Below are 13,820 nucleotides of genomic sequence, written 5' to 3' on the forward strand. Positions count from 1 at the left end.
AGAGCTTCATCATGAATGCGAGTAAGGCTCCCGACACGGTCGATCATCGCCGGCGCATTGTCGGTGCGACAGCAATGACGTTCGCCGCCACGATCAGGCAAGCTGAGTGAGCTGCCGATACCTGCGCTGGATGGGCGGCGAGGACATGATGTTTGCGAGCTGAACATCGAGGTGCGGCCCTGTCCCACATCGACGTTGCGCTTGACTCGTCCATATTATTGGTAATAAATCATACATATTGCCTTCAAAAAAGACGGCAGGTCTGGGAGGACCGATGAAAATCACGGCCATCAAGGCGCGCGTCTGCAATGCGGAAATGCGCAACTGGGTCTTCGTTCGGGTCGAAACCGACGAGCCCGGGCTGTTTGGCTGGGGTGAGGCGACGCTGGAATGGAAGACCCGAGCCGTCGTTGGGGCGCTTCAGGATCTTGAGGCCCTGCTCGTCGGGCAAGATCCGCGCAACGTGGAGCAGTGCTACCAGATACTTACGCGCCACGGCTTTTGGCGTCTTGGCGTCGAGGGAATGTCTGCCGTCAGCGGCATCGAGATCGCGCTCTGGGACATCCTGGGCAAGTCATTGGGCGTCCCCGTCTGGCGCCTTCTGGGCGGCCAGGTCCGCGACTATCTACGCACCTACACGCATCTCGGCCTCGGGGACATGAAGGCGGTCTATGAGACCGGATCCGCGGATGCCATCGTGGAACGCGGACGCATCGTGACGCAAGCAGGCTACGATGCGGTCAAGGTCGTCTGCGTTCCCTACACCCACTACGTATCGCCCGCCAAGGCAGTCGATTCCGTTGCCAATATGGTTGGCTCACTTCGCGAGGCGGTAGGCCCGGATATCGACATCATGGTCGATTTCCACGGACGCCCTGCATCGGTTAACGCGGCGATGGACTACCTCAAGGCAATCGAGCCGGCCCGCATCATGTTCGCGGAAGAACCCGTTCCACCCGAAGATGTTGCCGGACTGGCGCATATCACGGCGCGATCGGCCGTGCCGATCGCTTCCGGCGAGCGGCTGATCGGGCGCCGCGAATTTACGCACTCGATCGCAGCCCGCGCCTTCAACATTGCCCAGCCTGATATTTGCCACACTGGCGGTCTGCTCGAGACGAAGAAGATCGCGGCCATGGCGGAAACCGCAGGCATCGGCCTTGCGCCGCACAACCCGCTTGGTCCGATCGCCGGTGTGGCTGCTCTTCATTTCGGCATATCGACGCCGAACGTTGTCATTCAGGAGGAGATGTCCGGTGCCGTCGCCTGGTACGACGACGTCGTCACCTGGCCAATTCAGCGTAAACCAGGCCGCTGGGATCTGCCCGAACTGCCGGGCCTTGGCGTCACCGTCAATGAGGACGTGATCGCGCGCCACCCCTTCAAGCAGGAAGTGCTGCATGCCCGTAATGCCGTCATGCCGGACGGCACCGTGGTCGACTGGTGAATGCGATGGCAGACCGGCTGCAAGGAAAGATCGCAATCGTCACGGGAGCGGGCCAGGGCATTGGTGCGGCCACCGCCCGCGCCTTTGCGATGCATGGCGCAAAGACCGTTATTGCCGAACTGAATGCGGCAAGCGGGAAAGCAATCGCCGACGAACTGCTGGCACAAGGTGCGGACGCCCTGTTCATCGAGACGGATGTCACCGACGCATCCGCAGTCGCGGACATGGTCGCGCGGACGATCACGGCCTATGGCGGCGTCGACATTCTGGTCAACAATGCCGGGGCCAACGTCTTCTACGAACCATTGATGATGCCGAATGAGGAATGGGAGCGCTGCCTCAAGCTCGACCTCCAGGCCGCGTGGTTCTGCGCCAAGGCGGTTTTGCCGACGATGTTGGCGAAGGGCTCGGGGTCCATCATCAACATAGCGAGCTGTCACGCCTTCCAGATCATTCCCCACACGTTCCCGTACCCGGTCGCCAAGCATGCACTTTTGGGCCTGACCCGTTCGCTGGCCATCGAATACGCCGCACGCGGTATCCGGGTGAACGCGATCGCGCCCGGCTATATCGAGACGCCAATCGCGGAGGCCTACTGGAACACGTTCCCGAACCCCGCCGAGGAGAAGCGGCGAGCCTACGACCTCCATCCGCCCAAGCGCATCGGCCGGCCGGACGAGGTTGCAATGACGGCGGTTTTCCTCGCTTCGGACGAAGCGCCGTTCATAAATGCCGAGACGATCACCATCGATGGTGGGCGCTCGGTTCTCTACCACGACTAGCAACCACCAAAGAGCTCTCAGGGAGGATCTTCATGAAAACCACAACAAAGGCTTTGGCGACATTTGCGGTACTGGCTGCCGGACTGATGGGTGGCGCAGCAAGCGCAGACGAAATCAAGATCGGCTACATCAACAAGATGGGTGACCATCCATGGTTTGTCGCCGAAGTTGGTGGCGCCAGGAAAGCGGCTGAGGCGGCCGGGGCCGCGTTCGTGTCGCAGGACGTCCAGTTCGACGCCAATTTGACGATCACGACCTTCGATACGATGGTCGGCGATGGTGTGAAAGGCATCGCCATCGTCGTCCCCGACAAGGCGCTGGGACCGGTCATCGCGGAGAAAGCAAAGGCCGCAAAAATTCCCTTGGTGGCGGTCGACGACGATATCTACTACCAGGATGGCACCCAGGTCCCCTATGTCGGCATGAATGCCTACAACATCGGTGCGCGGGTGGGCGAAGAACTCGCCAAGCTCTACAAGGCCGACGGCTGGGCGGGCAAAGAGGTGCGCATCGCCTCGATCGAGGACCGCAAGGCCGACACCTGCATGCAGCGCAACAAGGGCGCGGAGGAAGCGTTCCTGAAGGCGGTGCCCGATTTCAAGCCCGGGAATATCGTGCGCGTTCCCTACGACAACACGATGGTCAACGCCATCGACGTGATGACCACCACATTGACGGCCAATCCCAGCGTCACGAACTGGATATTCTACTCATGCAACGATGATGGCGTACTGGGTGGTGCGCGAGCACTGGAGAATGCCGGCTACACCGCAGACCAGGGCATGGGGATAGGCATCGACGGGAGCCGCGCCTGCGACGCCTTCGGATCAGGAAAGCCCTCGGCATTCCGTGGCACGATGTGGCTCAATTCGGAAAATCACGGCGCGCTTGCGGTGAAGATTCTGCTGGCCTCGATCAAGGATGGAACGAAGCTGCCGGTTCAATCCTTCACCGACCCGGAATACATCACCGCCGACAATTTTGCGTCGGACTACAAAGCCAAGCTCTGCCACTGAACCGGCTATGCGTCATGCGCCGCAGGGCGCATGACGCTTTTTGGGCCGGCAGGTTGTCAGCGCACACAGGATCGATCCTCGGGAGTGAGCTTTGATGCAATCGGATTTCTTCTCGCTCGATAGGGTATCGAAACGCTTCGGCGTCGTGCAGGCGCTCGACAACGTCTCGATTGCCTTTCGGCCGGGAGAGGTGCTCGCCCTGGTTGGCGAGAATGGGGCCGGCAAATCGACGATGATGCGAATTCTCGAGGGCGTGTTCGAGCCCGACAGCGGCACTGTGCGGCACGGTTCCACGCCGATCGTTTTCGGCGAACCGCGCGACAGCCATAGGGCCGGAATACGCGTCATCCATCAGGAGCCGGAGATCGTTCCGAACCTGACCGTGGCCGAGAACATTTTCGTTGGGGAACTGCCGCGGCTGGCGGGCGTCCTGCTCGACTGGCACAGGCTGGAGGAACAGACCGACCGGGTGCTTGCGACCTTCGGCATGCAACAGGATATGCGGCCGCGGCAACTCTGCAGCACGCTCGGTCCGGCGCAGCGTCAGATGATCGAAATCATGCGCGCAATACGTGCCGGCGGCCAGTTGATCGCGTTCGACGAGCCGACCTCGTCACTGACCGACGACGAAGCGCGCCGTCTGTTTTCAGTAATCCGCCGGCTGCGCGAAGAGGGCACTTCGATCGTCTACATCTCTCACCGGCTGAACGAGATCATCGACCTAGCAGACCGCATTGTCGTTTTGCGGGATGGCCGGCTGGTCGACGATTCCCCCGCGGCAGGTGCCAGCGAGCAGACCATAGCCAAGGTCATGGTCGGCCGCGACATCGCCGATCTGTTTACGCGCGAGACGTGGCAATCGGGAAAACCGTTGCTGCACGTGGCGGGCCTGACCACCGACCGCGTCACCGATGTGAGCCTCAAGGTCCGCCGCGGTGAGGTGCTCGGCATCGCCGGCCTTATGGGGGCGGGCCGATCCGAACTGGCGAAGGCGATCGTCGGCTATGATCGGCGCCTCGGCGGAACCATAACGATGAATGGCGTGCCCGTTGGCCCTAATAGCCCGCATGCAGCCATCGTGGCGGGCATCGGCTTCGCCCCGGAAGACCGCAAGCACGAAGCCCTGCTGCTGTTCCGCAGCATTCTTGACAACGCTTCGCTTTGCGTGCCCGACAGGACGTCGACCTTCGGCTTCTTCAACCGGCGCAAGGCGCTGGAGATTGTCTCACCGCTCGCAGCAAAGATGTCGATCAAGGCGCCTAACCTCGACGAACAGGTTTCGAAACTGTCGGGCGGCAATCAACAGAAGGTCGTTCTCGCGCGCTGGCTTGCGCGGCAGCCGATGCTTCTCATCCTCGACGAACCGACCCGCGGCATCGACATCGGCGCCAAGGCAGAAATCTATCGCCTGATCGATGAACTCGCCGCCAGCGGCATCGGCATAATCCTGATTTCCTCGGAAATGCCGGAACTGATCGGGCTCGCCGACAGGGTGCTCGTCATGGCTGGAGGCCGGATCACCGCCGAACTTTCCCGCCCCGACATCGACGAGGCCACGATCCTGAAACACGCAATGCCGCAATCTGTACCATCGCTCGGAGGACAAATTCAGTGAACAGCCTTGAGCTCAGGACAGCAACAGCACAAACCGACAAAAGGCGCGCGTCCTTACGCATCGCGGAGCGCATCGGCATTCACAACATAAGCCTTCTGGTTGCTCTCGCCATCCTCGTGCTCATCTTCGGCACGATCAGAGGCGATGTGTTCTTCTCAAGCCGAAACCTGCTGAACATTGGCCTCGGCATCACCATCCTGGGCGTTCTGGCGATGAGCCAGACCGTGGTTATTGTCGCGGGCGGACTTGATATCGCCGTCGGCGCAATTGTCGGTCTGACCACTGTATCGACGGCAATGGCCATCCAGTCGACGGGCTCGCCCGCGGTGGGCATTGTTGCCGGCCTGGTCCTGGGCGGTCTTGCCGGTCTCGTGAACGGCATCATCATCACCTATGGGCGGGTCAACGCAGTCATCGCGACTCTCGGTACGATGGCGATCTTCCGCGGCATCGCATTCATCATGTCCGATGGGCAATCGATCGCGATCTTCAGCGACACGTTCCGCTTCATCGGGATCGGACGAATCCTCGGCCTGCCTCTGCTGATCTGGATTCTCTTGCTGACCGCGATCGTGTTCCATCTCTTCCTTGCCCGCTCGATCGTTGGCCGTAACATCTATGCCTTGGGCGGCAATCCCGTTGTAGCGCGCTTCTCCGGCATCAACATCAACCGCTACCGCGTCGGCATCTACATCATGAGTGGCGTGGCGGCCGGATTGGCCGGGATTCTGTTGGCTGCCCGTACCGGCTCGGGGCAGCCCGTATCCGGTTCCCAAGGTCTGGAACTCGAGGCCATCACAGCGGCCGTGCTGGGTGGCTGCGCCTTGCAGGGCGGCAAGGGTACGATCATCGGCGCGCTGCTGGGCGTCGCAATCATTGGCGTCCTCAACAACGGGATGATACTGACGTCCGTGCCAACCTTCTATCAGTTGCTTGCCAAGGGCTCGCTGCTGATACTTGCTGTGGTAATTGCCGAGTACCACTTGAACAGGACATGACGATGGACGCGGCGATCGCTTCGACTGGCCAGGGCAAGCAGGACATTCCTGCCGCGGATGGCACCACGTCATCGCTCAAGGATCGCATCGCACGCGATCTAGGACAGCGCATCCTCGCCGGTTCCTACGCGCAGCATTCCGTGCTGCCAACGGAAGCCGAACTTTGCGTCATCTACGGCGCGAGCCGCACTGCACTTCGCGATGCTCTTCTGACGCTTTCGGCGAAAGGATTGATCGAGGCACGCAAGCGGGCCGGGACGCGTGTGCGCGCGTCGAGCGAATGGAACAGGCTGGATGCACAGGTTCTGGAATGGATGCGCGATATCGAGCCCGATCTCGATTTCGTCCGCGGATTGATCGAGGCGCGACTGGTCATTGAACCCGCTGCCGCCCAACTTGCGGCCAAGATGGCGACGTCAGGCGATCTCGCAGTCATCGAAGCGGCCTATGAAGCCATGCGCATTGCTCCGCAGGACGATCTCGCTGCGTGTCTCGATGCCGACGTCAGGTTTCATACCGCCATTCTTCGTGCCAGCCGCAACCCGGTGTTCGCCAATCTCGGCAATATGCTTGCGGCCGCTCTCAGCTTCTCCTTCCGCTTGACCACATCGGCCACCGCCAATTACCAGCAGACGCTCAGCGCCCATGGCGACGTGCTGGAGGCAATTAGGATGCGCAGGACGGACGACGCTCACGATCAGATGAAGGCGCTCATCGGGATCGCGTCGAACGACCTTCTTGCAGTGGCTCGCAAAGGCCGCCGTCAACAGCCGATCGCAGCTGCCAAGGCCGATATCCTCTGAAGCGGATGGTCGGGACGATCAAGATCAGAAACGGAGACCTGTCTGCTGAAATCGTCCCATCGCTTGGGGCAGGTCTTGCGAGACTGGACTATGGGCGCGTGCCGCTCTTCAGGCCTTGGCCAAACGGCAGGAGCAGTAACCCGTTCGACCTTGCCTGCAACCTGCTTTTGCCATGGTCGAATCGCATCTCAGGCGGCGGGTTCACATTCGACTCCAAATTCCACGAAGTGCCTGCCAATGTTGCAGGCGAGCCATTTCCCATCCACGGAAATGGATTTTCCAGCGAGTGGGACGTCGACAGCGTGGCGCAAGACAACGCGAAGCTGTCCCTCATCAGCAACGGGCCCGGCCCATACCGATATCGCGCCGAGGTGAGCTACGCGCTGTTCGGACAGGGGCTCGAGTTGAAGCTTCGCATCGTCAATCAGGCATCGATCAGATTGCCGTTCGGGCTTGGCATCCATCCATGGTTCCCGAGAACGGCACGAACCGCGCTTCATGCGCCGGCCTCGCAGGTTTGTCTCGAACTGCCCAACCATCTCCCCGAACGATTTGTGGATGTCAAAACCCATCCCGATTGGAATTTCGGCGCCCCAGTCGTATTGCCGAGTGGATGGATAAACAATCTGTTTGCCGGTTGGAGCGGCGTCGCCACCATATCGTGGCCGGAGCACAGTTGCAGCCTGCGGATTGAAGCTTCATCGCCCTTGAATTTCTACCTGGTCTATTCGCCATCGGACGAGAGCGACTTCTTCTGTTTTGAACCGGTCAGTCATGCTGTCGATGCTCACAATCGTGGTTCGATCGACAAATGGAATGGACTGTCGGTGCTTGGGCCTGGCGAGGGCCTGGCAGCCTGTTGCAGCTTTGCCGTCAGTTAGGCGGACCTTAGCTGCGCCCTCGAATTGGCGGATCTCGGCCAGGGCTAGCCGTCGGCGATCCAATCCGAGAGGCTGCGGGCAAAACTTCGCGGCACGATAAGTTCACACGCGGTCTCGCCGGTGCGCAGGAAGAGCACGGACACGTGATGGAAGGATGTCAGCACGGCGCGGCCCGGAGCGGCGGCCGGCGCGTGCCAGTCGACGGCAATGCAGCCGGACAGAAGCCTTGCGATACCAGGGCCGGCCATTTTCAAACGAACACGACCTTCCCCGAGGGGAACGGAACAGCCGAGATCGGGGTCGACGGCAAGCGCAGGCGCTTGCGTGCCTTCGTCGAGAGCCAGCCAGAGGCGGCGAGGTGCAACGCGGATGATTAGAAGCCCCTTGTGGCGAACCGTCTCTCCGACCGAAGCGGGAAGTTTCTTGCCCAGCGGCGCCGAGACGCTCTTTTCGAATTGCGTCAATGTGGCGTCCCAGCCCTCGATCTGGATAAGCGGACAATCTGCCACGGACAGGCTGAAATCCCGAGAAGAGGTCAAGCTAGCCATGCAGCCGCTCTCCCTGTGGATCGACGAATACCGGCGAGACAACGCGGGCGCGAACCGTTTCGGCCTTCATCGGATAAACTGCTACGACCTCGCTTCCTTCTGCCGCGACATCACCGGCAAGCAGGGCCAGCCCGACATAATGGCCGCGTTCGGGGCTGAAAGTGACGGAGGTGACGCGACCGCGCCCATGGCCATAGGGTTTCTCATCCGGCAGGAACAGGATGGCGCCGCCGCGCAGGCGTTTTCCGTCCTCAATGCATTCCAGTCCGACCAGGCGCTGTCGGTTGGGGGCCTGGAGGGCAGGGCGCCGTCGCAGGACGTCGCCGACGAAGCCGCTGCGCTTGCCCGCCATGCGGCCGAGGCCGAGATCGTCGAGCGTCGTGCGCCCGTCGATCTCCGGTCCGGCGACATGGCCCTTTTCGACCCGCAGCGCGCCAAGCGCCTCGACGCCGTAGGGCTTCAGCTCGAGCAGTCTGCCGGCTTCGAGCAGACGGCTCCAGAGCTGTTCACCGGCAGTGGCGCCGACATAGATTTCGTAAGCGCGCTCGCCGGAATAACTGAGACGCAAGATGCGGAGCCCACGGCCCTCCCACTCGCTTTCGAGTAGTCCCATGTGCGGAAGTGCCCCATCGGAAACGTCAAGGGCAGGAAAAGCGGCACCGAGGATTGCACGGCTGTTAGGCCCGGCAACCGACATTGCCGCCCATTCATCGCTGACCGAGGTGACGGCGACACGCAAATCCGGCCAGGCCGTGTCGAGCAGGAATTCGAGACGCGACAGCACATCGGCGGCCCTGGCGGTCGAGGTCGTCATGAAGAACCGGTTTTCCGCCAGCCGCGTCGTGGTGCCGTCGTCGAAGACGATACCGTCGTCGCGCAGCATGATGCCGTAGCGGGCGCGGCCTACCGCCAGTTTGGCAAAGCCGTTGGCGTAGACGCGGTCGAGGAAGATTGCCGCATCCGGGCCCTGGACATCGATCTTGCCGAGCGTGGAGATGTCCATCAGCCCCGCGGCCTGGCGCACATTCCGCATTTCGGCGACATAGGCGTCGTTCACGTCACGTCCCGACTGCCGGTAGAAATAGGGCCTCATCCAGAGCCCGACCTCGAGCATCTCGGCGCCGTTCGCCATGTGCCAATCGTGCATCGGCGTGCGGCGGATCGGCTTGAAACGATGGCCGATGGCGCGCCCGGCAAGCGCCCCGATGGCAACCGGCGTATAGGGCGGGCGGAAGGTCGTGGTGCCGGTCTCAGGAATCGTTGCGTTGCGCAGCGCTGCCATCGCGGCAAGTGCGGGAAAATTGCTGGTCTTGCCCTGGTCGGTGCCCATGCCGAGCGTGGTGTAGCGTTTCAGGTGCTCGACCGATTCATAGCCCTCGCGATGGGCGAGCTCGATATCCCCGGTCGTCACGTCCATCTGGAAATCGACGAAGGCTTTTCCACGTCCAGCGGGCAGGGCTTCGCGAAGGACGCTCGAGCCGGTCTCACCGAGATCGAGTTTCGATGGAGCGGACACTGGCGCCGACTTGCCGCAGGAGGCTGCCGCTTCGATGCCGGCGCGATGGCCGTCCTCGACGGCAGCGGCGGTCGCGTAGGCTCCTATCATCGCGCCGGCGCCGAACTGGCTGGCTGAAAGGACGCCCGGCACGAAGCCGTCAATGTCGTCGCGATACACAGGTTTGACACCGAGGTGTGAGGTGAGATGCACGGTTGGCGACCAGCCGCCGGAGATGCAGACCAGGTCGCAGGCGGCCGAAGATTGTCCCTCCGGACCATTGAGCGTTACGCGCCTGATCGCATGGCCGCCATGCAGGTCGACGATGCGCGTTGCGGCCCGCACCACCACGCCGAGCCGTGCGGCTTCTGCGGCAAGTGCTGCGGGCGGGACGGGGCGCAGATCGGCAACCGTCACCTCCGCGCCGGCTGCGGCATAGTCGAAGGCGGTGCGCCAGGCACCGTCATTGGTGGTGGCGACGACGATTTTCTTGCCCAGCAGGACGGCGAAACGGTTGAGATAGGTCCGGGCGGCCGAGGCAAGCATGACGCCGGGCCGGTCGTTGTTCGAGAACACCATCGGCCGCTCGATGGCGCCGGTGGCGAAAACGATCGAGCGGGCGCGCAGCATGGTGACCGTCTGCCGTGTCTCGCCATTCGGCTGCGGATTGGTTGGATCGCGCTGTTCGACCAGTCCCAGGACATTGCCATCATAGCTGCCGAAAGCGGTCGTCCGCTTCATCACCCTGATGGTTTCGAAGCCCTCCAACTCGGCCTCGGCCTGCCGCAGCCATGCGGCCGCTGCGCTGTCGGACGGTTGCGCCAGAAGCTGGCCGCCAAGCAGGAAATCCTGCTCGATCAGCGCGACCCGCGCGCCGGCCGCGGCGGCCGCCCGCGCCGCCGACAATCCCGCCGGGCCGCCGCCGACGATGGCGACATCGGCGAAGGCATGACGAACCTCGTAGTGGTCGGGATCCGCGCCGGTGCCGGCTCTGCCCAGACCGGCAGCCTTGCGGATAAAGTGCTCGTAGAACATCCAGGCGCGGCGCGTCGGGCCCATGAAGGTCTTGTAGTAGAAGCCGGCGGACAGAAACAGTGCCAACAGTCCGTTGACGCTTTGCATGTCGAAGGCAAGCGATGGCCAGCGGTTCTGACTCTCCACGACCATACCGTCGGCGAGTTCCAGTGTGGTCGCCGGCAGGTTCGGCTCGCGCCTCCCGGCGGTCCCGAGCGTAACCAGCGCATTCGGCTCTTCGGGGCCGGCGGAAAAAATGCCGCGCGGGCGATGATATTTGAAGCTGCGCCCGACCAGCGTGACGCCATTGGCGAGCAGGGCGGAGGCAAGCGTGTCGCCGCGATATCCAGCCAGCTTGCGGCCGTCGAAGGTAAACTCGACCGGCTGCTCGCGAATGATGCGGGCACCCACCGACAGCCGTTTGCGGTTTGAACTCATTCCGGTGACTTCCTGAGAGTTGATTTCCTGGCCCGCAATTTTCTGGCGAAGCCGACGGCTGCGATGGCATGGTTGCGGGTGTCGCGTTCGACCACCAGCCATTGCCGGCAACCGGTCACGTGCTGCCAGAATTCACGGTGCGGGCCGGCCGGGTTTGTCCTGACATAGACATAACGGTACCAGGCCTCCGGATCGGGATCGTCATGGGCCGGACGCTTGACCGAGGCATCGCCGCCATAGCGGAACTCGTCATGGTCACGCGGGCCGCAGCAGGGGCATTCGATGCGCAGCATTTTGTCCCGCCTCCTATTGCAGCCAGGCTGAAGGGCCGGCGCCGGCCTCGTCGAGCGTCTGGCCGGTGCGGAAACGATCGAGCCCGTAGGCCGCGACCAAGGGATGCGGCTTGCCGGTGGCAATCGTGTGGGCGAAGCACCAGCCGGAAGCCGGCGTCGCCTTGAAGCCGCCATAGCACCAGCCGCCGTTGAGATAGAGACCCTCGATCGGCGTCGGGCAGATGATCGGGCTAGCATCGGGGGTCATGTCCATGACGCCGCCCCAATGTCGAAGCAGGCGGACCCGCGAAATGCATGGCATCAGCGCAATCGCTGCCTCCGCCACTTCGCGCACGACGCCGAGATTGCCGCGCTGGGCGTATGAATTGTAGCCGTCGAGATTGCCGCCGAAGACCAATCCGCCCTTGTCGGACTGGCTGACGTAGAAATGGTCGGCGCCATAGGCCACGACGTGATCTACCAGCGGCTTCAGCGGCTCGGTGACGAAAGCTTGAAGCACATGGCTTTCGATCGGCAGTTCAAGCCCAGCCTTGGCGCCGAGCACGGACGTGTGGCCAGCGACCGCGAGGCCGACCTTGCCGGCGCCAATCCGGCCTTTCGTCGTTTCGACGCCGACGATCCTGTCGCCGTCACGGACAAAGCCTGTCACCTCGCAGTTCTGGATGATGTCCACGCCATGGCTGTCGGCGGCACGCGCATAGCCCCAGGCGACGGCGTCGTGGCGTGCCGTGCCCGCGCGGCCCTGAAAGATCGCGCCATGGATCGGGAAGCGGGCGGTGTCGGAAAAATCGAGATAGGGCACCAGCCGGCGCACGTCTTCGCGGTCGAGGATGTCGGCGTCGATGCCGTTCAGCCGCATGACGTTGGCGCGGTGGCTGAAACCGTCGAGCTGATCGGCCGAATGCGCCGTGACGAGTTGACCGCGCTGGGAGAACATCACGTTGAAATTCAGCGCTTGAGACATGTCCTCCCAAAGCTTCATCGAGAATTCGTAGAACTGGGTGTTGCCGTCGAGCAGGTAGTTGGAGCGGATGACGGTGGTGTTGCGGCCGACATTGCCGCCGCCGACATAACCCTTTTCGAGCACCGCAACGTCACGGATGCCGTGGTTCTCGGCGAGGTAGAAGGCGGTGGCGAGGCCGTGTCCGCCGCCGCCAATAACGATCACGTCATAGGACGATTTTGGCTCCGCTGCCCGCCAGGCGCGCTGCCAGTTCTTCTGGCCTGACAGCGCGTTGCGGAAAACCGAAAATGCCGAGTAGCGCGCCATGTGTGCAGCCTATCGAATGATCGGGCCGGCCGGCGTGCGGGTAAGCACTTCGGCGCCCGCATCGGTCAACAGCACCGTGTTGGAGACGAAGTCATTGCCGCGACCAGTGCCCATCAGCCACGACAGGATGTGGAAGCTCATCCCGGTTTCGATCTCGAGGTCGGAATCGTGTCGCAAGCCGGTCACCGAATTGCCGCCGGTCCATGACGGCGGCTGGCCGGCGCCGACAAGGTAACCGCAGTGATGGCGGCGATAGTGGGAAAGACCGGCCTCGTCGGCGACGGCCTGCCAGGCGGCGTAGACATCGCGCGCCTTGGCGCCCGGCCGCAGCGCCTCGACGACCGCGTTGAACGCCTTGGCGGTCACCTCCGCCATTGTGGCGTCTTCATCGCTGATGTGGCCTATGCGAACGAGCCGGCCGAGCGGGGCGTGGTAGCGCGAGATGCACCCGGACAGTTCGACAAAGACGGGCTCGCCCTTGCGGTAGATGCCGTCGCCCCAGGTCGTGTGCTCTTCACCCAGGCGCGCGGCCGGGCGGATGAACGGTCCGAAGCCCGGCGCATGACCGCCGGCGCGGATCATTGCCGCAACACATTGGGCGGCGACCTCCTGTTCGGAAGCGCCATCGGAGATCGCCGCGATCGCGGCACCGGCGGCGGCGTCCGTCACCTTGGCGGCCCGCCGCATCAGCGCCTGTTCTTCGGCGCTTTTCACCCGCCGCATTTTGTCGATCAGACCGGAGGCATCGCTCCACTTTGCATCGGCTTTCATCTGGAGTGCCACGGCAAGTCCATGGCTAAGGCCGGCTGTCCAGTATTCGAGGCCGATCCGCTTGCCGGATAGGCCGAGCTCTGCCAGCACCCGCGCGGCAAGGTCGGCCGCCGTTTCGCTGTCGGAATGGCCACGGAATTCCGCTGCCTTCACCTGCTTCTCGATCGTCACCTTCTCCATCAAGCGGGTGACCAGGACAGGTTTTCCCCGGAGCGGGACAATCAGCAGGTGAGGGGCAAAATACCCCCAGTGATCAAGCCCGGTGAGATAGAAGACGTTCTCCGGCGAGGCAAACACTGCCGCGTCGAGCTCACGCTCAATCAGTGCAGCGCGGACCTTTGCCAGGCGGCCTGCGATTTCGGCTTCGGAAAAAGGATTGCGATCCATCGGGCGTCCTCATGCTTGTTGCCGGCTTGCTGGCGGGCATAGTCTTTTCGGCAGCCGGTTTC

At 62.7% G+C, this 13,820-nt stretch carries 12 protein-coding genes; 7 read left to right on the plus strand and 5 right to left on the minus strand.

Features of this window, described 5'->3' with window-relative positions; translation table 11 throughout:
* The first annotated feature begins 274 nt into the window (after nucleotides 1-274).
* The 7 genes from dgoD to NKH83_RS23130 all read left to right on the plus strand — a co-directional run bounded on the left by dgoD (nucleotide 275) and on the right by NKH83_RS23130 (nucleotide 7,542).
* Entirely contained in the window at nucleotides 275-1,447 is a 1,173-nt protein-coding gene (gene dgoD, locus NKH83_RS23100; RefSeq protein ID WP_352505161.1) for a galactonate dehydratase, read from the plus strand.
* A 5-nt stretch (nucleotides 1,448-1,452) separates the two neighbouring features.
* Nucleotides 1,453-2,229, plus strand: coding sequence for an SDR family oxidoreductase (locus tag NKH83_RS23105; RefSeq protein WP_352807679.1), 777 nt, complete (start codon nucleotides 1,453-1,455; stop codon nucleotides 2,227-2,229).
* A gap of 32 nt (nucleotides 2,230-2,261) precedes the next feature.
* Nucleotides 2,262-3,245 carry a substrate-binding domain-containing protein gene (locus tag NKH83_RS23110; protein ID WP_352508672.1) on the plus strand — a complete coding sequence of 328 codons (984 nt, stop codon included), beginning with the start codon at nucleotides 2,262-2,264 and terminating at the stop codon, nucleotides 3,243-3,245.
* A 94-nt stretch (nucleotides 3,246-3,339) separates the two neighbouring features.
* Complete coding sequence (locus tag NKH83_RS23115; protein WP_352807681.1) at nucleotides 3,340-4,860, plus strand: sugar ABC transporter ATP-binding protein; 1,521 nt, start codon at nucleotides 3,340-3,342, stop codon at nucleotides 4,858-4,860.
* Entirely contained in the window at nucleotides 4,857-5,858 is a 1,002-nt protein-coding gene (locus NKH83_RS23120; RefSeq protein WP_254818520.1) for an ABC transporter permease, read from the plus strand. The genes NKH83_RS23115 and NKH83_RS23120 overlap by 4 nt, the downstream gene beginning before the upstream one ends.
* A 2-nt stretch (nucleotides 5,859-5,860) precedes the next feature.
* Entirely contained in the window at nucleotides 5,861-6,661 is an 801-nt protein-coding gene (locus NKH83_RS23125) for a FadR/GntR family transcriptional regulator (protein ID WP_352807684.1), read from the plus strand.
* A gap of 5 nt (nucleotides 6,662-6,666) precedes the next feature.
* Entirely contained in the window at nucleotides 6,667-7,542 is an 876-nt protein-coding gene (locus NKH83_RS23130; protein WP_352807686.1) for an aldose 1-epimerase, read from the plus strand.
* Between the two features lie 44 nt (nucleotides 7,543-7,586).
* Here NKH83_RS23130 and NKH83_RS23135 read toward each other — a convergent pair whose 3' ends face one another.
* Genes NKH83_RS23135 through NKH83_RS23155 form a run of 5 tightly spaced genes read right to left on the minus strand, consistent with a single transcriptional unit; the run spans nucleotide 7,587 to nucleotide 13,758 of the window.
* Nucleotides 7,587-8,090, minus strand: coding sequence for a sarcosine oxidase subunit gamma family protein (locus NKH83_RS23135; RefSeq protein ID WP_352807688.1), 504 nt, complete (start codon nucleotides 8,088-8,090; stop codon nucleotides 7,587-7,589).
* Complete coding sequence (locus tag NKH83_RS23140) at nucleotides 8,083-11,037, minus strand: sarcosine oxidase subunit alpha family protein (protein WP_352807690.1); 2,955 nt, start codon at nucleotides 11,035-11,037, stop codon at nucleotides 8,083-8,085. Before NKH83_RS23140 ends, NKH83_RS23135 begins: the two co-directional genes overlap by 8 nt.
* Nucleotides 11,034-11,330 (minus strand): sarcosine oxidase subunit delta, encoded by a 297-nt coding sequence (locus NKH83_RS23145; RefSeq protein ID WP_502895606.1) that lies wholly within the window; start codon nucleotides 11,328-11,330, stop codon nucleotides 11,034-11,036. The genes NKH83_RS23140 and NKH83_RS23145 overlap by 4 nt, the downstream gene beginning before the upstream one ends.
* Before the next feature lie 13 nt (nucleotides 11,331-11,343).
* Nucleotides 11,344-12,600, minus strand: a complete 1,257-nt coding sequence (locus tag NKH83_RS23150) for a sarcosine oxidase subunit beta family protein (RefSeq protein WP_352807691.1) — start codon at nucleotides 12,598-12,600, stop codon at nucleotides 11,344-11,346.
* 9 nt (nucleotides 12,601-12,609) lie between these two features.
* Nucleotides 12,610-13,758: a M24 family metallopeptidase gene (locus NKH83_RS23155; RefSeq protein ID WP_352807693.1), complete on the minus strand. Its 1,149-nt coding sequence runs from the start codon at nucleotides 13,756-13,758 to the stop codon at nucleotides 12,610-12,612.
* Nucleotides 13,759-13,820: the final 62 nt, after the last annotated feature.

The organism is Mesorhizobium sp. M0909, assembly GCF_040319515.1.
Lineage (GTDB): Bacteria > Pseudomonadota > Alphaproteobacteria > Rhizobiales > Rhizobiaceae > Mesorhizobium.

Excerpts from the sequence above, each read along its gene's own strand:
- dgoD (WP_352505161.1), top strand. The coding sequence starts at position 275 with ATGAAAATCACGGCCATCAAGGCGCGCGTCTGCAATGCGGAAATGCGC.
- NKH83_RS23105 (WP_352807679.1), top strand. The coding sequence starts at position 1,453 with ATGGCAGACCGGCTGCAAGGAAAGATCGCAATCGTCACGGGAGCGGGC.
- NKH83_RS23110 (WP_352508672.1), top strand. The coding sequence starts at position 2,262 with ATGAAAACCACAACAAAGGCTTTGGCGACATTTGCGGTACTGGCTGCC.
- NKH83_RS23115 (WP_352807681.1), top strand. The coding sequence starts at position 3,340 with ATGCAATCGGATTTCTTCTCGCTCGATAGGGTATCGAAACGCTTCGGC.
- NKH83_RS23125 (WP_352807684.1), top strand. The coding sequence starts at position 5,861 with ATGGACGCGGCGATCGCTTCGACTGGCCAGGGCAAGCAGGACATTCCT.
- NKH83_RS23130 (WP_352807686.1), top strand. The coding sequence starts at position 6,667 with ATGGTCGGGACGATCAAGATCAGAAACGGAGACCTGTCTGCTGAAATC.
- NKH83_RS23135 (WP_352807688.1), bottom strand. The coding sequence starts at position 8,090 with ATGGCTAGCTTGACCTCTTCTCGGGATTTCAGCCTGTCCGTGGCAGAT.
- NKH83_RS23140 (WP_352807690.1), bottom strand. The coding sequence starts at position 11,037 with ATGAGTTCAAACCGCAAACGGCTGTCGGTGGGTGCCCGCATCATTCGC.
- NKH83_RS23145 (WP_502895606.1), bottom strand. The coding sequence starts at position 11,330 with ATGCTGCGCATCGAATGCCCCTGCTGCGGCCCGCGTGACCATGACGAG.
- NKH83_RS23150 (WP_352807691.1), bottom strand. The coding sequence starts at position 12,600 with ATGGCGCGCTACTCGGCATTTTCGGTTTTCCGCAACGCGCTGTCAGGC.
- NKH83_RS23155 (WP_352807693.1), bottom strand. The coding sequence starts at position 13,758 with ATGGATCGCAATCCTTTTTCCGAAGCCGAAATCGCAGGCCGCCTGGCA.